Origin of the sequence: Tessaracoccus defluvii, assembly GCF_014489575.1 — a bacterium.
GTDB lineage: Bacteria > Actinomycetota > Actinomycetes > Propionibacteriales > Propionibacteriaceae > Arachnia > Arachnia defluvii.
This window is the reverse complement of record NZ_CP060789.1, coordinates 3415930-3436686: the sequence shown is the minus strand read 5'-3', so window position 1 is coordinate 3436686 and position 20757 is coordinate 3415930. Positions and strand designations below refer to the sequence as shown.

Here is a 20757-nt window from a genome sequence, read left to right as displayed (position 1 = left end):
GGGGTCATCCTAAGGAAACGCGTGCCTCGAGTTCGTCGATCCACGCCTTCGCCGAGCCGTCGGACGGCATGCGCCAGTCGCCGCGCGGCGACAGCGAGCCGCCGGCCAGCACCTTGGGGCCGTTCGGCATCGCGGTGCGCTTGAACTGGTTCGAGAAGAACCGGCGCAGGAACACCGTCAGCCACCGCTTGATGGTGGCCAGGTCGTAGGCCGCCCTGTCCGCCTCCGGGTAGCCGGCGGGCCACTGCCCGGCGTCGGCGTCGCGCCAGGCGTGCCACTCCAGGAAGGCGATCTTGCTGGGCCGGTAGCCGTGCCGGAGGATCCCGTACAGGGTGAAGTCGTGCAGCGCGTACGGCCCGATGGAGTCCTGCGTCGACTGCGGCTTCGCGCCGTCCGCCACCGGGATCAGCTCCGGCGAGATCTCCGTGTTGAGGATTGAGTCGAGGGTCTCGTTGACGGCGGCGTCGGCGAACTGGTCGGTCGCGATCACCCAGCGGATCAGGTGCTGCATCAGCGTCTTGGGCACCCCGGCGTTGACGCCGTAGTGGCTCATCTGGTCGCCGACGCCGTAGGTGCACCAGCCCAGCGCGAGTTCGGACAGGTCGCCGGTGCCCAGCACGAAGCCGCCCCGCTGGTTGGCGGCGCGGAACAGGAAGTCGGTCCGCAGCCCGGCCTGCACGTTCTCGTAGGTGACGTCGTAGACGGGCTCACCGTCGCCCGCCGGATGTCCGAGCGCCTTCAGCAGCGACTCGGCCATCGACTTGATGTCGACGGTCTCGAACGTGACGCCCAGCGCCTCGGACAGCACCGTCGCGTTGTTCTTCGTGTGGTCGGAGGTGGCGAAGCCGGGGAGGGTGAACGCGAGGATGTGGGTGCGCGGCAGGCCGAGCCGGTCACACGCCTTGGCCGCGACGATCAGCGCGTGCGTGGAGTCGAGGCCGCCGGACACGCCGATGACGATCTTCGGCGCCTTCTCCGCGACGCCGCCGGACATCGACAGCATGCGGCGCTCGAGCGCAGAGACCTGGATGTTGTAGGCCTCGTAGCAGTCCTGGTTGAGGCGGGCCGGATCGTCGGGGACGAACGGGAACCGGTCGAGGGGGCGGCGGAGGCCCAGGTCGCCCGTCGGCGGGTCGACCATGAACCCGATGTGCTGGAAGTCGCCGTGGCTGACGCCCTCGGCCTCCCGGTTGTCGGCGATCGACCCCTGCCGCTGCCGCTCCTGCCGGAGGCGGTCGAGGTCGACGTCGACGACGAGACGCTGCGCGTCGGAGGGGAAGCGTCCCGACTCGCCCAGCAGATCCCCAGCCTCGTAGGCGATCGCCTGCCCGTCCCAGGACAGGTCGGTGCTCGACTCGCCGAAGCTGGCGGCGGCGTACACGTAGGCGACGCCGGCCCGCGCGCTCTGCGAGCGGATCATCAGGGCCCTGTCGTCGGCGCGGCCGATGGTGATCGGGGAGGCGCTGAGGTTGAGCACGACGGTGGCGCCGGCCAGGGCGGCCTTCGTCGAGGGCGGCACCGGCACCCACATGTCCTCGCAGATCTCGACGGCGATGTTGAGGCCTGGCACGTCGACGGCCTCGAAGATCAGGTCCGTGCCGAAGGGGACCTCGCCGTCGGCGTCGGCACCGGGCCAGTCGGGGCGCGACAGGTAGCCGGTCACGCCTGCGCCGGGCGCGAAGTGCCGCTTCTCGTAGAACTCGCGGTAGTTCGGGAGGAACGACTTGGGAACGACGCCGAGGACGGCGCCGCGGTGGAGCACGACCGCGCAGTTGTACAGCGAATGGTCGACGAACAACGGGGCGCCGACGACCACGACGGGCCGCAGGGTCTCCGTCGCCTCGGCGATCCGCACGATGGCCGCGTCGACGGCGTCGAGCAGCACGTCCTGCAGGAGGAGGTCGTCGAGCGAGTAGCCGCTCACCGACAACTCCGGGAAGAGGGCGACGGCAGCGCCGTCGTCGTGGCAGAGCCGCGCCTGTTCGATGATCCGCTCAGCGTTGGCCCGGGGGTCGGCGAGGGCGACGGGGAGGGTGCAGGCGGCGACGCGGGCGAAGCCGTGGCTGTACAGGCTCGTGAACTCCATGCGGCCGAGTCTCCCACGAACACAACCGGGGCCGACCACGCGAACCATAATGGGGCCATGCGTTTCAAGGCCCTGGTGCTGATCCTGTCCGTGCTGGCCGGCGCCGTCGGCATCGCCTGGGTGCAGGCGCCGGCCGCCTCCGCCTGCAGCTGCGCGGTGTCGACGGTGCCGGAGTTCGTCGAGTTCGCCGACGTCGTGGGCTCTGGCACGGTCCGCCGGGTCACCCCGCCGGCCGATCAGTCGAGCTCCGCGGCCGCGACGACCTACCTGGTCGACCTGGACGCCGTCTGGAAGGGCCCCGCGGTGGCCGAGGTGCGGATGCTCAGCGCGGTCTCGAGCGCCAGCTGCGGGCTGGAGGGGATCGGTCAGGGCGACCGGATCATCCTGTTCGCCAACGGCTCCGGACCGCTGGAGGCCAACCTGTGCGGCGGCACCTGGCTCTACGACGACGACACGGCCGCCGAACTGACCTCTCTCCTCGGGGCACCCATGGCGCCTCTCCCGGCCCCCGCGCCGGCGCCGGGCGCCGCGGATCTGACGGCCTGGACGATCGTGGTCGCCCTCATCCTCGGGGCCGGTGTCGCGGCGGGCGCCGTCCGTTACGGACTCGACCGGTAGGTCTCGGACTCCCCGCCCCGCCCCCAGCGGTCCCTGAGCCAGTGCCAACCCTTCCGGATCCGGGCCGCGAGCAGCATCCCCAGCCCCAGCGTCAGCAGGAGCAGGATCGCCGCGATGACCGCGGCGGCCACCGGGTAGAGCACCGCCAGCGTCGTCACGCCCACCACGCCGACGTCACCCGCGACCGAGGCACCGACGTTCGTGACGGGCTCCGGCGAGCTGTTGACGGCCAGCCGGACGCCCGCCTTCGCGAGGTGGCTGATCAGCGCGGTGATACCGCCGACAGCGGCGAGCGTGATGGTCACCAGGTCGCCCTGGGCCCCGGCGATCAGGGCACCGATGACGGCTCCGGCGATGGGCCGGATGACGGTCGACGGCACGTCCCACACCGAGTCGACGATGGGGACCTTGTCAGCCACGAACTCGACCAGTGCCAGCACGCCCATGACGATCAGCACGTCGGTGCGCTCGAACCCCGCCGGCACGCCCTCGGAGCCGAGGAAGCGCCCGAGCAGGCCCAGCACGAACACCGTCGCGTAGGCGTTGATGCCCGAGGCCCAGCCCGCGGCGAACGTCATCGGAAGCAGTTCCATGTCCGCCAGTATTGACGCCCCGTGGCCGGTTCCGGCGCGCGCGGAGCCGATTTGGGGGACGGTTCGGGGGTGGCTCAGGGAGCCTGGGGCTCCCAGCCCGCAGGCATCCGCACCAGCAGCGCCCCGGGGTCGACGGCGATCTCCACCTCGACGACCTCGCCCAGGTGGTCGCCGTCCAGCTCGATCTCCTCGGGGCCGCGGAGCCGCAGCTGGACCCGTTCCGCCTGCCGGTAGAGGAACTCGCGGGTCCGGTCTGTCCTGCTCTCCCGTCCCGGCAGCATCTTCCTGACGAATGCGTTGTCGACCAGCACCCGCCACGCCACACGCACCCAGCCGAAGAGTCCCTGGGGCCGCACGGCCAGGATGTCGAGGATGCCGTCGTCGACGAGGGCATCCGGCATCAGCATCACGTTGCCGCCGATGGAGCCGCAGTTGCCGATCAGGACGGTGTGCAGGCGGGCCGAGCCGAAGGAGTCGTCGTCGAACTGGTAGGACACCCGCATCCGGCGGTCGCGCAGCAGCGCCTCGGCGCCGGCCTTGACGTAGGCGAGCATCCCGACGCGTCGCTTGAGCCGCTCATCGGTGGTGGACATGATCTGGGCGTCGAGACCCATGCCCGCCATGACGACGAAGACGTGCTCCTCGGCAGTTCCTTCGAGCCGCAGGAGCCGAGCGACGGCGACGTCGACGGGGCGCGTGACGCCGTCGAAGGCTGCGGCCACCGCTCCGGGGAGGTCATCGAGTGCGAGGTTGAGGTTGCGGGCCAGGAGGTTTCCCGTGCCGTGGGGCAGGACGGCGAGCGGGACGCCGCTGCCCCGCAGCCCCTGGGCCACCGCCCGGATGGTGCCGTCACCGCCGGCCGCGAGGACCACGGCGGCTCCACGCCGGACCGCCTCCGTCGCCAGCCCGGCCCCGGTCTCCTCCTCGGTGGTTTCGAGCCAGATGCCGGGGTCCCAGCCCGCCGCCTGCTCGGCCGGAGTCACCAGCTCGGCGAGCCGTTCCCGGCTCACCTTGGTGGGGTTGTAGATGACGGCGGCGATGCTCACGGCCCCAGTCTGCCCCGCCGAGGGGCCCACAACGGGGATTGTCCAGGGGGCATCGGTTTTCGACGCCCGCCGCACCCTAGGCTGCGTTCATGTACCGACATGTCATCTGGGACCTTGGCGGAACGCTCGTGGACACCTACCCCGCGCTCGACCGGACGCTCGCGGCCGTCGTCCGGAACGCAGGAGGCCAGGTGAGTGAGGCGGAGGTGGCGCGCCTGACGCGCCGCTCCACCGGCGAGGCCATCGCGGCTCTGTCGTCCCGGTTCGGGATCGACGAGGCGGCCTTCCGGGCGGCCGAGGCGGAGCTGAAGCGACGCTGGGAGGAGTACCCTCCGCCGGCGATGCCGGGAGCGCGGGAGCTGCTGCGCGACGTCGCCACGGCCGGGGGGCTGAATCTGGTGGTCACGCACCGCGAGCGGAGCAGCGCCGAATCGCTGATCGCGGGACTCGGCCTCCGGGTCGACGACCTGATCTCCGCCGTCGACGGGCACCCCAGGAAGCCGGATCCCGCGATGTTCACCGAGATGCTGGCCCGGCACCGGCTGTCGGCCGACGACTGCCTCGCCGTCGGGGACCGGCCGATCGACGCGGTGGCCGCGCGGGCGGCGGGCGTCACGGCCGCGACGCTGGAGTCGGCGGCCGCTCCGGTCGACGACGACGCACGGTACTCAGTGGAGGGCCTGGTCGACCTGCGACCGCTGCTGGGCCTCGCAGCGCCGGGCGGCGTGGCCGTCGGCTAGCGCGGCCGGCTCAGACGCCGAGCCCGGCGAAGACGTCGTCGGCCAGGCTGCCCGTGTCCGGGAAGGGGATGCCGAAGCCCAGCTGGTAGGCCTCGCCTGCGCCCGGCAGTTCCTGGACGATCCGGTAGAACTGCCAGAACGGGTCGGCGGGATCCACCTGGCTGCGGTGGGCGTCGAGCGCGGCGCGGCACACGTCGAGCCAGGGAGAGGTCTCGACGACGGCGACGATGCGGGCCGGGTCGGGGCCGAACCGCCCGGGCTCCGGCTCGCCCTCGATGTCGGGCCACAGGTCGATGCCGCGTTCCTTCGCGATGGCGTAGCCCTGCGTCCAGAGCTCGGTGTTGTGGGAGTTCCACAGCACCCGCGAGATCTGCCACGGCTCACCGAGGTCGGGCCGATGGCTGGGCGAGGCGGCCAGCAGCGTCGCGTACATCGCGACGCGGTGCGCCTGGATGTGGTCGGGGTGGCCGTAGTTGCCGTGCGGGTCGTAGGTGATGAGCACCTGCGGTCGCCGGTCGCGGATGACCTCGACCAGCTGGTCAGAGGCTTCGAGCAGGTCGGCGGACCAGAAGGCATTGGCTGGAAGGCTGGCGGGCGCGAGGACGCGTCCCTCGTCGTCGCGCACCATCCCCGAGTCGTGATAGCGGCCGACGCCGCCCAGGAAGACGTGGTCGGTCACCCCCACCGCACCCATCGCGACGCTGACCTCCCCCAGCCGGTGCTGGCCGAGTTCGGCGGGCGTGAAGTGCGCCCAGTCGGGCACCAGGATCTCGCCCAGCTCGCCGAGGGTGCAGGTCACGAGCGTGACCTGGGCCCCCTCGGAGAGGTAGCGGGCCATGGTGGCCGGGGACTGGCTGGACTCGTCGTCCGGATGGGCATGGACGAGCAGGAGACGGCGATCAGACACGGCGCTCAGCATAACGATCAGGCTCTCAGCGTCCGAGAAGCGCGGAGAACTCGACGAACCTATCCTGCGCAATCCGGCGCCCGCCGCCCGTCAGGGCGTCGGCGAGCTCGTCCGCCCCGGTCCGGACGCGGGAGGCCAGCGAGGCTGCGCCCGGGCCTCCGAAGTCGGAGGTCGCGGCGAAGATCGCGGTGCGCACAGGCAGGGCCCCGAGGTAGCTGAGGAGCGGTCGCATTGCGAAGTCGAGCATCAGCGAGTGCCGCTCGGTGCCGCCGGTCGCCGCCATGAGTACCGGCATCCCCACGATGGCGTCCTTCTCGAGGATGTCGAAGAAGCTCTTCACGAGGCCGCTGATCGAGGCCGAGAACGTCGGGGTGACGACGACGAGGGCGTCGGCCGAACCGACGGCGTCGAGGACGTCGGCGAGCGCGCCGGTGGCGAACCCGGTGAGCATGGCGTCGACGATGGGGTGGGCCAGTTCACGCAGCTCGACGACCGTCGCCTCGAGCTCCTCGCCGCGCAGGGCGAGCGACTCGCGCAGGCGCGCGGTGATGTCATCGCCCAGCACACGGGTGCTGGACGGGGTGCCGAGGCCGCCCGAGATGACGACGACGCGGGTCATGGTTTCTCCTCCTGGACTGGGTGTTCACCAGCCTACAATATACTTCAACGTTCAACTATTCCACGGACAGGGTGGCCCGCGCAGACGAAGGGCCCGCCTCGCCACGCGAGACAGGCCCATGGCGCCGGTCAGAGCAGGTTGTCATCCTCGGCGCGCGTGCCGGTCCACCGGTCCACGCTCGGCTCGGCCGTCTCGTCGACGGCGGGCCGACCGCCGGCCGCAGCCAGCCGGTTGGCGTGGGTCGGAGCGTCCGGAACCCCGGCGGGGCGCAGCGCGGCGAACTCCCTCCTCAGCACCGGAACGACCTCCTCGCCGAGCAGGTCGAGCTGCTCGAGCACCGTCTTCAGCGGCAGCCCCGCGTGATCCATCAGGAACAGCTGGCGCTGGTAGTCGCCGGCGTACTCGCGGAACCCGAGCACACGCTCGATCACCTGCTGCGGCGAACCGACGGTGAGCGGCGTCTCCCGCGTGAACTCCTCGAGGCTCGGGCCGCCACCGTAGACCGGCGCGTTGTCGAAGTACGGCCGGAACTCCCGGACGGCGTCCTGCGAGTTCTTCCGCATGAACACCTGGCCGCCGAGGCCGACGATCGCCTGCTCGTAGGTGCCGTGTCCGTAGTGGGCATAGCGGCGCCGGTAGAGGTCGACCATCCGCCGGGTGTGGCTGGCGGGCCAGAAGATGTTGTTGTGGAAGAAGCCGTCGCCGTAGTAGGCGGCCTGCTCCGCGATCTCCGGGGACCGGATGGAGCCGTGCCAGACGAACGGCGGGAGGCCGTCGAGGGGGCGCGGGGTGGCCGTGAAACCGTGCAACGGGGTGCGGAAGCGCCCCTCGTAGTTGACGACATCCTCGCGCCACAGCTCATGCAGGAGTGCGTAGTTCTCCACCGCGAGGGCGATGCCGTCGCGGATGTCCTTGCCGAACCAGGGGTAGACGGGCCCGGTGTTGCCGCGGCCCAGTGTGAGGTCCATGCGCCCCTCGAGCAGGTGCTGCAGGGTGCCGTAGTCCTCGGCGATGCGCACCGGGTCGGTGGTCGTGATCAGCGTGGTCGCCGTCGACAGGATGATGTGCTTCGTCCGGGCCCCAATGTAGGCCATGGTCGTCGTCGGGGACGACGCGACGAACGGCGGGTTGTGGTGCTGCCCGACGGCGACGACGTCCAGCCCGACCTCCTCGGCCTTGAGCGCGATCTCGACGGTCGCGCGGATGCGCTCGTGCTCCGACGGCGTACGCCCCGTGGTCGGGTCGGTGGTGACGTCACCGACGGTGAAGATGCCGAACTGCATGTCTGCCTCCTTGTGCTTGCACCAGGCTACAACATGATTGAGGATTCAACTATTCCTGAGGTCAGTTCCTCTTCTTCGCCGATGCCCGCAGGACGAGCCCCACGATGAGGAGGATCACACCCAGGGTGGCCAGCCCCACGGCGGCGACAATCATGAGCACCGTGGCCGTCAGCGCGCCCACGTTCATCGCCGGCCCGACGACGGCGTCGCCGTCACACTCGACGGTGTAGGTGCCGTTCGCCTCGCCGGGGCCGCCCACCTTCCCGATCGCGCTGTACATGGCCCCGTCGCGGTCGAAGTTCATGCTGAAGCCGAGCGTGACGTTGGGAACGGTGTCGCTCGGTCCTGTCACGGAACACGAGGTGGCCGGGTCGGTGGTGTAGATCACCTGCATCTGCTCATCCGCCACGGGAACCTCGGTGGCCCCCTGGACGTCGATCATCGCGCTCTCGGCCGGGCGCACGGAGCCGCCGGCGAGCGCCGCTCCCCGCCGAGAAGAGCCGCACCGACGACCAGCACCAGACCGACGATCGTCAGGATCTTGCCGGCCTTGCCGCCCTTGGACGGGCCGGGCGGCGGGGCCTGCCACTGCTGCCCATACGGGGGCTGGGGCTGCCACTGCGGCTGGGGCTGCTGCGTTCCTCCCTGCGTCGGGTAGCCAGGGGGCTGCTGTCCATACTGCTGTCCGCCCGGCCCGTGGGGGCCGGGACCGACGGGGTTGCCCTGACCGTAGGGAGACTGCGGTGGCTGGGTCATGGGAGTTCCTCTCGCGGTGCGTGCGACCAGCGTGGCACGACGCGGCAGCGCCGTGGGGCTCTGAGGGGCGATAGCTCTCGCCGAGCGGCGATCACCGTCTGCTCAGCCCCTCCCCCGCTCGTCAACGGGCCGCGCCCGGTAGTCCCGCCAGGCCGCGAGCAGCGCGGCACGGTCTCCGCCCGGGTGCCGCTCGTGCCAGGTCCGGGTGAACCTGTTGAACTCGAACTGGGTGTCGATGTCGTCAGGGCCGCTTCCCCTGGTGGCGCGGTAGTGGCTCAGCGCATCGCCGAGCGTCGTGGTGCCGTCGGCTGCGGCGAAGAAGGCGCGCATCGGGGCATCGAACGCGAACCCGCCGCCCACCTGCGTCACGAACCAGGCCCGCACGGCCTGGCTGCAGCGCTGCCCTGCCAGGATGACGGTGTCGCGGGAGAGGTCACCGGCGAGTTGCGCGCCGCTCGGCGACCGAGCGGGCGCGGGCTCGACGTAGGCGACGCCGTCGAGGGCCGCCGCGACGCGGCGCACCACCAAATCCTTGGGCCCGGAGGTGCGCAGGCCGAGGTCGCGCGCGAAGCCGACGACCTCGTCCTTGAGCCAGTACCAGCGCAGGAACTCGGCCCCGCTCAGCTGCCGGGTGAGCTCGGGGCGACGGGATGGCGGCATGGCGGGTGGGGTCCGCTCAGACGACCCGGCGCGTCCAGCCGAACTTGTCCTCGGCGCGGCCGTACTGGATGTCGACGAGGTGCTGGCGGATGGCCTGGGTCTTCGCGCCGGGCTCGCCGTCGCCGACGACCTGGACGCCACGCTGCGGCGAGTTGAAGCCCGTGATCGGGGTGACGACGGCGGCGGTGCCGCAGGCGAAGACCTCGGGGATCCGGCCGGAGGCGACGCCGTCGAGGACCTCGTCGATCTCGATGGGGCGCTCGATGGGGTGAGCCCGTGGTCGGCGGCCAGCGCGAGGATGGATTCACGGGTGACGCCGGCGAGGATCGAGCCGAGCGAGGGGGTGAGCAGTTCGTTGTCGGCGGTGACGAACATGATGTTCATCGTGCCGCACTCCTCGACCCACTTGTGCTCGGCGCCGTCAGTCCAGAGCACCTGCTGGCAGCCGTTGGCGTAGGCCTCCTGCGTCGCGACGAGGCTGGCGGCGTAGTTGCCGCCGCACTTGGCGGTGCCGGTGCCGCCGGGGGCGGCGCGCGTGTAGTTCGGCGTGATCCACAGCTTGACGGGGTCCGAGTAGTACGGGCCGGCCGGGGTGGCGATGACGGCGAAGCGGTAGTTCGACGCCTCCCGGACGCCCAGATACGGCTCGGAGGCGATCATGAACGGCCGGATGTAGAGGCTCTGCTCGTTCTCGGCGTTGGGCACCCAGGACTGCTCGAGCCGCACCAGTTCGTCGACGCCACCGAGGAAGAGTTCCTCGGGGAGGACGGCCATGCCCATGCGCTGGGCGGAGGCGACGAAGCGGGCCGCGTTGCGGTCGGGACGGAAGAGCCAGATGGAGTCGTCGGCGCGGCGGTACGCCTTCAGCCCCTCGAAGATCTCCTGCCCGTAGTGCAGCACCGCTGCCGCGGGGTGGAGCTGCCACTGGGACATCGGAAGTACGCGGGGATCCTGCCAGCCGTCGCGCTCGACGTAATCGATCACGACCATGTGATCGACGTAGTAGCGACCGAACCCGGGGTCGGCGAGCGCGGCCTGGCGGGCGGCGTCGGAGGTCGGGTGGGTCGTGCGGGTCAGGGTGAACTCGGGCATGGGGGCGATGCTAACCGCCATGGTCCGCGCGTCCGGCCCGGTCCATCCTGCGATCCTCCGCGGAAGCGGCTTGCGCGGCGGAGGACACCATGCCCGCGAGGGTGTACCGCAGGGTCCCCGCCGCGTGTAGCGTTTCCGGAATGGATCCGACCAGGGCACGCGCGCGGGCCTTCACCCACGTCGTCGTGAACACTGCCGCCACCATGTTGGGGACGGCGTTCCTCTGGTACGCGGTCACCTTCTGGGCGTACCTCGAGACGCGCAACGTGATGGTGACGTCGTTCCTGGGCGGCGCCTACATGCTCGGCATGGCGATCCTAGGCGTGCCTTTCGGGAGTCTCATCGACCGTCACCGCAAGCACACCGTCATGATCTGGTCGGCCATCGGGACGGCGGCGGCATTCCTGCTCGCCGGGGTGGTCTACCTTCTGGTCCCCCTCGAGACGCTCGCCAATCCCCGGGGCGCCTGGTTCTGGCTGTTCACGGGCCTCATTCTGCTGGGCGCAATGGTCGCGATGATCCGCGGCCTGGCGCTGTCGACGTGCGTGACGATCCTCGTCGCCTCGGAGGACAGGGCGAAGGCCAATGGCGCCGTCGGGGCCGTCAACGGGGCGACCATGCTCGTGGCCGGCGTCGTCTCCGGGCTCGGTATCGGCTGGCTGGGGATCGGCGGGGTGACGCTCGTGTCGATCGCCGTCGCCGTCCTCACGCTCGGGCATCTGCTGCTGATCAGCATCCCGGAGCCGACGATCGTCCACGCCGAGGGCGCCCCGAAGGCCGTCGATTTCAAGGGCGCCTGGGCCGGCGTCGTCGCCGTCCCCGGACTCTTCGGCCTCATCCTATTCTCGACCTTCAACAACCTGCTCGGCGGCGTCTTCATGGGCCTGCTCGACCCCTACGGGCTGGAGCTGATGTCGGTGCAGGCGTGGGGCATCCTCTTCGGGGTCTGCAGCATCGGGTTCATCGTCGGCGGCGCCGTCATCGCGAAGGCGGGCCTGGGCAGCCGGCCGCTGCGCAGCCTCCTGCTCGCGAATGGGGCGATGTGGATCGTTGCGTTCGGGTTCGCGCTGCGCGACTGGATCCCGCTGCTGGCGATCGGCATCTTCCTGTACATGGCGCTGGTGCCGTTCATCGAGGCCGCGGAGCAGACCCTGCTGCAGCGGGTGGTGCCGCTGCAGCGTCAGGGCCGGGTGTTCGGCTTCGCCCAGGCCGTCGAGGTATCGGCGGCGCCGATCAGCGCGTTCATCATCGGCCCGATGGCGCAGTTCTGGTTGATCCCGTTCGCCGAGTCGGAGCGCGGCGCGGCCTTCCTGGCGCCGCTGCTCGGCACGGGCAGTGCCCGCGGAATCGCGCTGGTGTTCGTGATCGCGAGCCTCGTGGGGCTGATCGTCACGCTCGCGGCGTTCTTCACGAAGACGTATGGGCGACTGACGGTGGTCTACGCGGCCGGAGACGTGAACGCGGACGTGGCGGACGAGCCGGTTCCGGAGCCCCCTGGCCTGGACGTCCTGGGGAAGGGCCACAACGAGAGCTGAGGAGCGCGCTCTTCGACAGGCTGAGGAGCGGCCACGCGACCTCTCGAAAGTGCACGAATCTCCGCTGAGCCGCCGCTGTGTGCATATCGCCATAGCGGCGGCTTGAGCCAGCAGAATGCTCGACGGAGCCAGATTCGTGCACAAGGAGCGGGCCTTCGACAGGCTGAGAAGCCGCCGCGCGACCTCTCGAAAGTGCACGAATCTCCACTGAGCCGCCGCTGCGTGCATATCGCCACAGCCGCGGCCTGAGCCAGCAGAATGATCGCCGGAGCCAGATTCGTGCACAAGGAGCGGGCCAGTAACGACGCATCCAGCCCGATGGCTGGTGCCACAGGTGGCACCATGCACTCCTGCGGCGCGGCGACCCAGCCGACGGTTCAGACCTCATCAGCCGCGGGCGCTCCTGACCGCCAGCTCACACCGGCGCACGCAGGAGGTCAGCTCACCGACGTTGTCGGCCCGACCGAGCCGGATGACCTCGTCGTCCTCCCCCACTGTCACGGGAGCGAGGGCAACGAAGACCTCATCGACGGCGACGGCGTAGTAGACGTCGCCGACCGTGACGCTCCCCGCGACACTTGACGCAGCCCCCACAGCCTCGTGCAGGCCGTCAGGCGCGGATGCGACGAGGACCGAGCCCATCCGGTCGTCGAAAGCGAGAACCCGGCCGGCGAGCCGGGTGACGACGTCTGCTTCCCCGGCCAACACCAGCGACTGCGGGGCGGCCGGGCGGAGGGCGGCGAACAGGCTGTCCGGCACGAGGGGACTTGCCGCGAGGGCGCCCGACATGAGGGGAGCCGCGGCCAGGGCACCGGACACCAGGGCGGTCACTGCGAAGAGTTGCTTGAGCATGGTGTCAGCCCACCGGAAGGGGGGCCACGGCGGGAGTCCCGGTCCTGCCGTGCCCCCGCAGGGCACCCCACGTAGGCGGCCCCCTGCGTAGGCTGCGGTTATGGACCGCAAGGAGATCCGCGAGTTCCTCATGACACACCGGGCGCGACGCTCGCCGGAGGAGGCAGGCTTCCCGCATGAGGCTGACCGCCGCGTGCCGGGGCTCCGTCGGGGAGAGGCCGCGCAGCTTGCGGGGTCAGCGTCGAGTACTACGGCAGGCTCGAGCGCGGTGAGCTGGTTACCGCCTCTGAATCAGTTCTCGAGGGCCTGGCCCGGGCGCTGGCTCTCACCGCTCCCGAACGGGACCACCTCTTCCACCTCGCGGGGCGCCCCGCACCACCTGCTCCCGCCGAGCTCCGGTGGGGCCCCTCGCAGGGCCTTCGTTGGACGCTGGACTCGATGACCGAGTCCGCCGCATTGGTGGGGAACGGCCGCACCGACCTGCTCGCGTGGAACGACCTCGGCGGCGCGCTGATGGGCGACATGATCGCGGCCGCGGGGGCCGTCCGAACTTCTCCCGCTACCTGTTCCAGGAGCCGGGGGCCCGGGACTTCTATACCGACTGGGACGAGGTCGCCCGGGTCAACGTCGCTCAGCTGCGTACGGAACTGGGCCGGGACCCGAAGTCCCCCGGCCTGCGTGCCCTCATCGACGAGCTGAGGGCCTCGAGCAGCGCCTTCCGAGAGCTGTGGCAAGGCCAGGACGTGTGGAGGCACGACTCCGGCATCAAGCATTATCGACATGCGACGGTGGGCGAACTGACTCTGCACTTCACCGGCCTGGACGTGGTCGGCCACCCGTCAGTCCAGTTGACGGTGTTGACGGCTGAGCCTGGGACTGAGTCGGCGGCCCGTCTCCGACAGTTGCGCGACGGCGTCTCTCCGGTCGCCACCCCCTGACCGCTCCGCCATCGCCCTGTGGTCGCGCCCCGTCCCCGCGCAACGCTCCCCGTACACCGCGCACCGCTCCCCGCTCCCCGTGCACGAATCTCCGCTGAGCCGCGGCTGCGTGCATATCGCCACAGCGGCCGCCTGAGCCAGCAGAATGCACGCAGGAGCCAGATTCGTGCTCGGGAACTTCGACGAGTGCGCGGCAGGCCTGGGGACGTACGTGGCCCCCCAGAGAGCCCGCCCCGTGCACGAATCTCCACCGAGCCGCCGCTATGTGCATATCGCCACAGCGGCGGCCTGAGCCAGCAGAATGCTCGCTGGAGCCAGATTCGTGCTCAGGAATCCCGACGGGTGCGCGGCAGGCCCAGGGACGTACGTGGCCCCCAGAGCGCCCGCCCCGTGCACGAATCTCCACTGAGCCGCCGCTGTGTGCATATCGCCACAGCCGCGGCCTGAGCCAGCAGAATGCACGCCGGAACCAGATTCATGCCCGGAAAGCCAGATAAGTGAACGACGATGCAGATGATTGCCCGGAAAGCCCAAAGGACGCCAGTAGACCCGGACGAGCACCCCAGTTCCCAGCCGAACGAAGACGCAGAACAGCACGACCAGGGCGGCATTCTCCAGGCCCCGAGTTTCCCCAGCCGGAACCCGCACGACCCGCAACCCACATGCTCTTGACAAGGACCAATACCCGCGATGTGTTCGCTTGTAGCGAACAGATCCCAGAAACACCCCCCGGCAAGCGTTTCCCGATTATTCCCCAGAAAAAAGTGTCAGACCCCCTCTGTTGAATAGACCTTATGGACGGCACCGCAGCAGCCAGGATCGAGGAGCTCATCGAGCACCTCGAAACAAGCCTGGCTGCGCTGCGTATCCACGACCGGGTAGAAGCGTTGACCCTGATCGAAAGGCTCGAACAGGTCACCGGAAGGATCACCGGCACGAGGCTCGCTCTCATTCAGCAGGCCGCCATGACCGGCGCCGCCGGAGACGAACTCGACCACCGCCTCCACAACAGCAACCGGGCCACGATCCGGCAGGTCCGCGGCGACATCCGCCTCGCCAGAGAACTCGAGACCCGCTACCCGCTCCTGTTGGAGGCGCTGCGTGACGGACAGTTGTCCGAGCAGCAGGCCCGGGCGATCATGACCGGACTCAACCCGCTCCAACTCACCGAGACCCAATCCGTCCACTGCCAGAACGAGCTGATCGGCTACGCCACCCAATTCGACCCCAGCGAGTTGCTCGCCCTGGCCACCCGGATGGTCGAGGTCATCGACCCCGACCACGCCGACGAGAAGGACGCCGCGCGGGCGGAACGCGACGCCCGCGTCGCCCACGCCAGCCGGTCGTTGACGATCGCACCCGACCACCACGGCTCCATGCTCCTGCGGGGCCGCCTCCCGCTGGCCGACGGAGAGTTGCTGCTCGCACAGTTGGCTGCACTGATGCCATCGGCCGAGTCCTACACCCACACCGGAGAGCGTCCGACGGCTGCGGCCCGCCGCGCCGACGCGCTCGCGCGGTTGTGCACCGTCGCAGCGAACAGTGGCCAACTCCCCACCCACGGCGGGACCGACCCCACGTGATCGTCACCCTGGACTACCAGACCCTTCTCACCGGCCTCGGGAAAGCCGAGGTCCTCGACACCGGGATCCGCATCTCTGCAAGAGAGGCGCGACGGCTCGCCTGCGACGCCGACCTGATCCCCATGGTCCTCGGGGGCGGCAGTCGGCCACTCGATGTCGGAAGGTCGCGGCGATACTTCACCAAAGCCATCAGCACAGCCCTCGCCATCCGCGACCGGGGCTGCGCCTTCCCCGGCTGCGACGCCCCACCGTCGGCCTGCGACCGGCACCACACCCAGCCCTGGAAGGCAGGAGGCATCACCAGCCTCGCCCTCGGGGTCCTCCTGTGTTGCTACCACCATCGCCTCGCCGAACCCGACCCACTCAAGGGCCCGGACATGCAATGGCAGATCCACTTCGACAACAACGGGAACCCCTGGTTCACCCCGCCGAAGTTCGTGGATCCGAGCCGACGGACGCGTCAGCACCACCGGTACCGGCTCCACGGGAGAACTCTGCCCACAACCAGTCAGGACGACCCGGGAGAACGATCCGATCACCGACCGGTTCACGACGCCCTCGGACCACCCGAACCACAGGTCGCACCCACCCCGTCTGCACCGCCGCGCCCGCCGGGACAGCCGGGACCAAGCCAGGAGCCGGAAAGAGGCGAACGAAGTGAGGGCGCCAGTCACGACTCGTCGCAGCCGCGCCGTCACTACCCCGTCGATGACCTCCCCATGTCACCCGCCTGGGCCACACCAGACGACTAAGGCCGCGACCAGCAGGACGCCCCTTCGAGACGGTTGCTCGTACCTCACAACCTCCTCAGGGAACGAAACTCGAGGTCTCGAACGGATGGTTCCTGAGGAGCGACCCTTCGACAAGCTCAGGGACCACCCTTCGACAAGCTCAGGGAACCCGCGTCTCGAAGGATGGTTCCTGAGGAGCGAGCGCCTGCGCGAGCGTCTCGGAGGACGACAGGCCCAGCGAACTGGCGTTTCGAACGACCGTCCCAGAACCGGCCCTTCGACACGGCCGCAAGCGGCCGGCTCAGGGAACGAGAATCTTGAGGAGCGAGCGCCAGCGAGCGTCTCGAAGGACGACAAGCTCAGGAACCCGCGTCTCGAAGGACGCCCAGCAGGCGGTCGGCTCAGGCCCCCACTCTCAGTCCTGCGGGATCGTCCCGTCCAGCACCCAGGCCAGGAACTCCTTCAGATCGCCCGTCTCACCGTCGCGGCCACCCCGGCCCACCTGCATGACGGCGAGCGACGGCGACAGCTTCACGCCACGGAACCGCTCCAGCAGCCCTCCGGGCACCGTCAAGGAGTAGTAAGAACCGTCCGTACCGATCGCCAGCGAATGGTTGGTCCGCAGGTACCAGCCGACCTTGTCCGTCTTCACGAGGTGGCCATCCAGCGTGCGGGCCTTGAGCGGGCGCGGCTGGAGGCCCTGCGCGGTTGCGGTGCGGACGAACTCGTCGATCAGCACCTGCGCCTGAGCAGCTTCAGCGCGCGCCGAACTCTCACTCAGCTCGTGACGGATCCTGGCGGCACGCTGCCGCTCCGAAAGTTCCTCGCCCATTCGCCCAGCCTACGGCAGCCCGTCCGCCGACCCGGCTCGGCCTTGTGCGGGAGGCGCCTCTGCCGGGCATCGGAGACCGACGCCGCCCGGGGGCCATGCCACGGGGCTCCCCCACCACCCCGACGACGGCGGCGACGGCCCCGTCTGCCAGACTGGTCCTACCATCACGAGGAGGATCGATGGCGGAGTTTCGCTACGAAGACATGCTGCCGATCGGTAAGGACGAGACGCCCTACCGACTGCTGACCACCGAGGGAGTCGAGGTCGTCGAGGGCCCCGGCGGCCGCACATTCCTGCAGGTCGCGCCCGAGGCGCTGACGCTGCTGGCCGAGACGGCGATGCACGACATCGCGCACTACCTGCGGCCCGCGCACCTGCAGCAGCTCCGCAACATCATGGACGACGAGGAGGCCTCGCCGAACGACAAGTTCGTCGCGCTCGACCTCCTGAAGAACGCCAACATCGCTGCCGGCGGCATCCTGCCCATGTGTCAGGACACCGGCACCGCGATCATCATGGGCAAGCGCGGCCAGCAGGTCCTCACCGACGGCACCGACGAGCGCCCGCTCAGCCAGGGCGTCTTCAACGCCTACACCCAGCTCAACCTGCGCTACTCGCAGAACGCCCCCATCACCATGTGGGAGGAGAAGAACACCGGCTCCAACCTGCCGGCGCAGATCGAGCTGTACGCCGACACGGCCGAGGGGCACGAGAACGCCTACAAGTTCCTGTTCATGGCCAAGGGCGGCGGTTCCGCCAACAAGTCGTACCTGTTCCAGGAGACGAAGGCCGTCCTCAACCCGGACTCGATGCTGAAGTTCCTCGAGGAGAAGATCCGCGCCCTCGGCACCGCAGCCTGCCCGCCGTACCACCTGGCGATCGTCGTCGGCGGCACGTCGGCCGAGTTCGCCCTCAAGACGGCGAAGTACGCCTCCGCGAAGTACCTCGACGCGCTGCCGACAGAGGGGTCGCTATCGGCGCACGGCTTCCGGGACGTCGAACTGGAGGAGCAGGTCCTGGAGTTGACCCGCAAGCTCGGGATCGGCGCCCAGTTCGGCGGCAAGTACTTCTGCCACGACGTCCGCGTCATCCGTCTGCCGCGCCACGGCGCGTCGCTGCCGATCGCGATGGCCGTCAGCTGCTCCGCCGACCGCCAGTGCCTCGGCAAGATCACCCCGGAGGGCGTGTTCATCGAGCAGCTCGAGACGGAGCCCGCCCGCTTCATGCCCGAGACCGTCGACGCCGACCTGGACGCTGAGACCGACGGCGTCACCGGAACCGGGAAGGGCGCGGTCGTCCGCATCGACCTGAACCGGCCGATGGACGAGATCCTCGCGGAGCTGAGCCGTCACCCCGTCAAGACCCGCGTCTCGCTGACCGGCCCCCTGATCGTCGCCCGCGACATCGCGCACGCCAAGATCAAGGAGCGCCTCGACGCCGGCGAGGAGATGCCGCAGTACCTCAAGGACCACCCCGTCTACTACGCCGGCCCGGCCAAGACCCCCGAGGGCATGGCCTCCGGGTCCTTCGGCCCGACGACCGCTGGCCGCATGGACTCCTACGTCGACCAGTTCCAGGCCGCCGGTGGCTCGAAGGTGATGCTGGCCAAGGGCAACCGTTCGCAGGCCGTCACCGACGCCTGCGACGCGCACGGCGGCTTCTACCTGGGCTCGATCGGCGGCCCCGCCGCCCGCCTGGCGCAGGACTGCATCAAGAAGGTCGAGATCGTCGAGTACGAGGAGCTCGGCATGGAGGCCGTCTGGAAGATCGACGTGGAGGACTTCCCCGCGTTCATCGTGGTCGACGACAAGGGCAACGACTTCTTCGCCGAGGTCAGCAAGCCGCTCGTCCTGACCATCCCGAAGCGCGAGGGTCTCTGACCCCTCCGACTACGACCGGCTGGGTCAGGCCGCCACCGGCCTGACCCAGCGGTCACCGTCACGCGTGAACCCGACCCTGGTCAGGTAGCGCTCCTCGCTGGCGGGGCCCCCTCCACCACGACCCGGTCGAAGCCCTTGTCGGCGAAGATTCCCGACGAGCCGTGGACGAACTCGCCCGGCGTGAAGTCCCGGAATCGGGGAGTGACCCAGTCGAGTTCCACCTTCGCCTCACCCTGTTCCCTGGCTCTCACCACGACGACGCCGACCGTCTCGTCGCCGCGGACCACCAGCCACGCCGACCTGGCCTCCGTGTCCGCGTCGGCCCGGAACGCCGGGGCGAACGCGGCGACGTCCGCGGCGTGCACGTCGAGCACCCGCCGCAGGTAGGCATCCGACGGGGCCACCTCGACGACCTCGAACGCGGCCGCGTCGTGCTTCTCCCGGTAGAGCCGCACCAGCCAGTAGATGTCGATGACGGCGATGATCGCGTTCATGGCCATGAACGGCCACACCCCGATGACGCCGTTGTACGCGGCGGCGATCGACGAGCCGGCCAGGTTCATCCAACGGAACTTGGTGACACGGGCCACCATGAGTGACCACACGACCAGGCCCGACCCGATCCAACCGATGATCTCCAACCAGGGCATTCGTATCCTCCTCGTCGATGGCCAGCCTCCAGAGCCTACAGTCGGGCGGCGGCGCGGACGGCGGTAGAGTGAGCGACTGCGCTTGGCGGATCTGCGGGTGCCTGAGAGGAATGTGGCCGTGAGTGACCCGGGCCTGGACGCGAACTTCAACCGCTTCTGGCTGGGTGAGACGATCGCGCACGTCGCGGTGCAGCTCGGCGCCGTCGCCCTACCGGTGATCTCGGTCCAGCTCCTGCACGCCTCCGAATCGGAACTCGGCTACCTCAACGCCGCCTCCACCGCTGCGTTCCTGGTGCTGGGGCTCCCCGCCGGCGCCTGGGTCGACCGCTGGTTCAAGCGGCCCGTCATGATCTGGGCCAACCTCGTGCGCGGCATGGCGATCGCGGCCGTGCCCGTCCTCTTCTTCCTCGGCGTGCTGCAGCTGTGGCACCTGTACGTGGTGGCCGGCGTCATCGGGATCGCCACCGTGTTCTTCGACGTGGCCTACACCAGCTTCATGCCCATGCTGGTGGGCACGAAGTTCATCTCCCGCGCCAACGCGCGGATGGAGGCCAGCGTTCAGCTGGCCCGGCTGGCGGGACCCGCCGTCGGCGGCCTCCTGCTGAAGGTCCTGAGTGCCCCCGTCCTGCTGCTGGCCGACGCCGTCGGCTACCTGGTCAGCTGGGCGTTCCTGCTCGTCACCCGCGACCACGAGGCCGAGTACCGGGCGCAGCGGGCGCCGCTGCCGCGACGCAGGCTGACCACCGAGATCAGGGAGGGGCTCGCGTTCGTCGTGCGGCACCCGGCGATCAGCCGGATCACGGTGGCGAGCTGCATCAGCAACTTCGCGAGCACGGCCACCTTCACGCTGGCACCCATCATCGTCCTGCGGCTGCTCGACCTCGGCGCCGTCAACTACGGCGTGCTGATGACGGTGGGCGCCGTCGGGGGGCTCGGGGGCGCCGCCGTCGCCGGCCGCCTCGAGCGCCGCTTCGGCACCGCCGACACGGTGCGGTTCTCGATCCTGCTGGGCAGCCTCATGACGTTCGCCTACCCGATCGCCCTCCTCTTCGACGACAAGTGGGCGGCCATGGGGGTCCTGCTCGCGGCCGGCGCCGTCGGCGGCTTCGCGCAGCTGATCTACAACGTGACGCAGATGTCGGTGCGGCAGCGGCTGTGCCCACCCCACCTGCTGGGCCGGATGAACGCGTCGGTGCGGTTCATCGTGTGGGGCATCATGCCGGTCAGCGCCCTGACGGCCGGCTGGGCCGGCGAGGCGCTGGGGATCGGGAACCTCATGTGGATCACGGCTGCCCTCGGGGTGCTCGCGTTCGCGCCGCTGTGGCACCTGCGCCGGCATCTGGCCAACTAGACCTG

17 protein-coding genes and 2 pseudogenes are annotated in these 20757 nt (G+C 69.8%); 7 read left to right on the top strand and 12 right to left on the bottom strand.

The window, feature by feature from the left end; genetic code table 11:
- Nucleotides 1-4: 4 nt before the first annotated feature.
- The gene (locus tag H9L22_RS16200) at nucleotides 5-2086 is read right to left on the bottom strand and encodes an NAD(+) synthase (protein WP_187720801.1); all 2082 of its coding nucleotides are present in this window, start codon (nucleotides 2084-2086) and stop codon (nucleotides 5-7) included.
- 57 nt (nucleotides 2087-2143) lie between these two features.
- On the opposite strand from H9L22_RS16200, the gene H9L22_RS16195 reads away from it, so the two are divergent.
- Nucleotides 2144-2704 (top strand): hypothetical protein, encoded by a 561-nt coding sequence (locus H9L22_RS16195; protein WP_187720800.1) that lies wholly within the window; start codon nucleotides 2144-2146, stop codon nucleotides 2702-2704.
- On the opposite strand, the gene H9L22_RS16190 is transcribed toward H9L22_RS16195, so the two are convergent.
- Together H9L22_RS16190 and H9L22_RS16185 are read right to left on the bottom strand one after the other, a co-directional pair.
- Entirely contained in the window at nucleotides 2686-3297 is a 612-nt protein-coding gene (locus H9L22_RS16190) for a DUF4126 domain-containing protein (protein WP_187720799.1), read from the bottom strand. The genes H9L22_RS16195 and H9L22_RS16190 overlap by 19 nt on opposite strands.
- A gap of 74 nt (nucleotides 3298-3371) precedes the next feature.
- Nucleotides 3372-4343 (bottom strand): diacylglycerol/lipid kinase family protein, encoded by a 972-nt coding sequence (locus tag H9L22_RS16185; RefSeq protein ID WP_187720798.1) that lies wholly within the window; start codon nucleotides 4341-4343, stop codon nucleotides 3372-3374.
- Nucleotides 4344-4432: 89 nt separating this feature from the next.
- Here H9L22_RS16185 and H9L22_RS16180 point away from each other — a divergent pair, with 89 nt between their 5' ends.
- A complete protein-coding gene (locus tag H9L22_RS16180) occupies nucleotides 4433-5083 on the top strand; it encodes an HAD-IA family hydrolase (RefSeq protein WP_187720797.1) in 651 nt (216 codons plus the stop codon).
- 10 nt (nucleotides 5084-5093) lie between these two features.
- Here the strand turns inward: H9L22_RS16180 and mshB are convergent, their stop codons facing one another.
- From mshB to H9L22_RS16145, 6 genes are all read right to left on the bottom strand, one after another.
- Nucleotides 5094-5990 carry an N-acetyl-1-D-myo-inositol-2-amino-2-deoxy-alpha-D-glucopyranoside deacetylase gene (gene mshB / locus H9L22_RS16175; protein ID WP_226965936.1) on the bottom strand — a complete coding sequence of 299 codons (897 nt, stop codon included), beginning with the start codon at nucleotides 5988-5990 and terminating at the stop codon, nucleotides 5094-5096.
- Nucleotides 5991-6015: 25 nt separating this feature from the next.
- Nucleotides 6016-6609, bottom strand: a complete 594-nt coding sequence (locus H9L22_RS16170) for a CE1759 family FMN reductase (protein ID WP_187720796.1) — start codon at nucleotides 6607-6609, stop codon at nucleotides 6016-6018.
- Between the two features lie 128 nt (nucleotides 6610-6737).
- Nucleotides 6738-7892 carry an LLM class flavin-dependent oxidoreductase gene (locus H9L22_RS16165; RefSeq protein ID WP_187720795.1) on the bottom strand — a complete coding sequence of 385 codons (1155 nt, stop codon included), beginning with the start codon at nucleotides 7890-7892 and terminating at the stop codon, nucleotides 6738-6740.
- A 61-nt stretch (nucleotides 7893-7953) separates the two neighbouring features.
- A complete protein-coding gene (locus H9L22_RS16160) occupies nucleotides 7954-8334 on the bottom strand; it encodes a hypothetical protein (RefSeq protein ID WP_187720794.1) in 381 nt (126 codons plus the stop codon).
- Nucleotides 8331-8648, bottom strand: a complete 318-nt coding sequence (locus tag H9L22_RS16155; protein ID WP_187720793.1) for a hypothetical protein — start codon at nucleotides 8646-8648, stop codon at nucleotides 8331-8333. The genes H9L22_RS16160 and H9L22_RS16155 overlap by 4 nt, the downstream gene beginning before the upstream one ends.
- A gap of 102 nt (nucleotides 8649-8750) precedes the next feature.
- Nucleotides 8751-10400, bottom strand: coding sequence for a branched-chain amino acid aminotransferase (locus tag H9L22_RS16145; protein ID WP_320060559.1), 1650 nt, complete (start codon nucleotides 10398-10400; stop codon nucleotides 8751-8753).
- 140 nt (nucleotides 10401-10540) lie between these two features.
- On the opposite strand from H9L22_RS16145, the gene H9L22_RS16140 reads away from it, so the two are divergent.
- Complete coding sequence (locus H9L22_RS16140; protein WP_226965935.1) at nucleotides 10541-11935, top strand: MFS transporter; 1395 nt, start codon at nucleotides 10541-10543, stop codon at nucleotides 11933-11935.
- A 387-nt stretch (nucleotides 11936-12322) separates the two neighbouring features.
- Here H9L22_RS16140 and H9L22_RS16135 read toward each other — a convergent pair whose 3' ends face one another.
- Nucleotides 12323-12787 (bottom strand): hypothetical protein, encoded by a 465-nt coding sequence (locus tag H9L22_RS16135; protein WP_187720790.1) that lies wholly within the window; start codon nucleotides 12785-12787, stop codon nucleotides 12323-12325.
- Nucleotides 12788-13021: 234 nt separating this feature from the next.
- Here H9L22_RS16135 and H9L22_RS20645 point away from each other — a divergent pair.
- Nucleotides 13022-13725, top strand: a pseudogene (locus H9L22_RS20645) (helix-turn-helix transcriptional regulator); the annotation flags it as partial.
- A 794-nt stretch (nucleotides 13726-14519) separates the two neighbouring features.
- A pseudogene (locus H9L22_RS20640) lies at nucleotides 14520-16060 on the top strand (DUF222 domain-containing protein).
- 394 nt (nucleotides 16061-16454) lie between these two features.
- On the opposite strand, the gene H9L22_RS16115 reads toward H9L22_RS20640, so the two are convergent.
- Nucleotides 16455-16871, bottom strand: a complete 417-nt coding sequence (locus H9L22_RS16115; protein ID WP_187720787.1) for a hypothetical protein — start codon at nucleotides 16869-16871, stop codon at nucleotides 16455-16457.
- A 179-nt stretch (nucleotides 16872-17050) separates the two neighbouring features.
- Here H9L22_RS16115 and H9L22_RS16110 point away from each other — a divergent pair, with 179 nt between their 5' ends.
- A complete protein-coding gene (locus H9L22_RS16110) occupies nucleotides 17051-18751 on the top strand; it encodes a fumarate hydratase (RefSeq protein WP_187720786.1) in 1701 nt (566 codons plus the stop codon).
- 80 nt (nucleotides 18752-18831) lie between these two features.
- On the opposite strand, the gene H9L22_RS16105 is transcribed toward H9L22_RS16110, so the two are convergent.
- Nucleotides 18832-19401: a hypothetical protein gene (locus H9L22_RS16105; protein WP_226965934.1), complete on the bottom strand. Its 570-nt coding sequence runs from the start codon at nucleotides 19399-19401 to the stop codon at nucleotides 18832-18834.
- Nucleotides 19402-19519: 118 nt separating this feature from the next.
- Between H9L22_RS16105 and H9L22_RS16100 the strand changes: the two genes are divergently transcribed.
- Nucleotides 19520-20752: an MFS transporter gene (locus H9L22_RS16100; RefSeq protein ID WP_187720785.1), complete on the top strand. Its 1233-nt coding sequence runs from the start codon at nucleotides 19520-19522 to the stop codon at nucleotides 20750-20752.
- Nucleotides 20753-20757 lie beyond the last annotated feature (5 nt).

Excerpts from the sequence above, each read along its gene's own strand:
- H9L22_RS16200 (WP_187720801.1), bottom strand. The coding sequence starts at position 2,086 with ATGGAGTTCACGAGCCTGTACAGCCACGGCTTCGCCCGCGTCGCCGCC.
- H9L22_RS16195 (WP_187720800.1), top strand. The coding sequence starts at position 2,144 with ATGCGTTTCAAGGCCCTGGTGCTGATCCTGTCCGTGCTGGCCGGCGCC.
- H9L22_RS16190 (WP_187720799.1), bottom strand. The coding sequence starts at position 3,297 with ATGGAACTGCTTCCGATGACGTTCGCCGCGGGCTGGGCCTCGGGCATC.
- H9L22_RS16180 (WP_187720797.1), top strand. The coding sequence starts at position 4,433 with ATGTACCGACATGTCATCTGGGACCTTGGCGGAACGCTCGTGGACACC.
- H9L22_RS16170 (WP_187720796.1), bottom strand. The coding sequence starts at position 6,609 with ATGACCCGCGTCGTCGTCATCTCGGGCGGCCTCGGCACCCCGTCCAGC.
- H9L22_RS16165 (WP_187720795.1), bottom strand. The coding sequence starts at position 7,892 with ATGCAGTTCGGCATCTTCACCGTCGGTGACGTCACCACCGACCCGACC.
- H9L22_RS16160 (WP_187720794.1), bottom strand. The coding sequence starts at position 8,334 with ATGATCGACGTCCAGGGGGCCACCGAGGTTCCCGTGGCGGATGAGCAG.
- H9L22_RS16155 (WP_187720793.1), bottom strand. The coding sequence starts at position 8,648 with ATGACCCAGCCACCGCAGTCTCCCTACGGTCAGGGCAACCCCGTCGGT.
- H9L22_RS16145 (WP_320060559.1), bottom strand. The coding sequence starts at position 10,400 with ATGCCCGAGTTCACCCTGACCCGCACGACCCACCCGACCTCCGACGCC.
- H9L22_RS16140 (WP_226965935.1), top strand. The coding sequence starts at position 10,541 with ATGGATCCGACCAGGGCACGCGCGCGGGCCTTCACCCACGTCGTCGTG.
- H9L22_RS16135 (WP_187720790.1), bottom strand. The coding sequence starts at position 12,787 with ATGCTCAAGCAACTCTTCGCAGTGACCGCCCTGGTGTCCGGTGCCCTG.
- H9L22_RS16115 (WP_187720787.1), bottom strand. The coding sequence starts at position 16,871 with ATGGGCGAGGAACTTTCGGAGCGGCAGCGTGCCGCCAGGATCCGTCAC.
- H9L22_RS16110 (WP_187720786.1), top strand. The coding sequence starts at position 17,051 with ATGGCGGAGTTTCGCTACGAAGACATGCTGCCGATCGGTAAGGACGAG.
- H9L22_RS16105 (WP_226965934.1), bottom strand. The coding sequence starts at position 19,401 with ATGCCCTGGTTGGAGATCATCGGTTGGATCGGGTCGGGCCTGGTCGTG.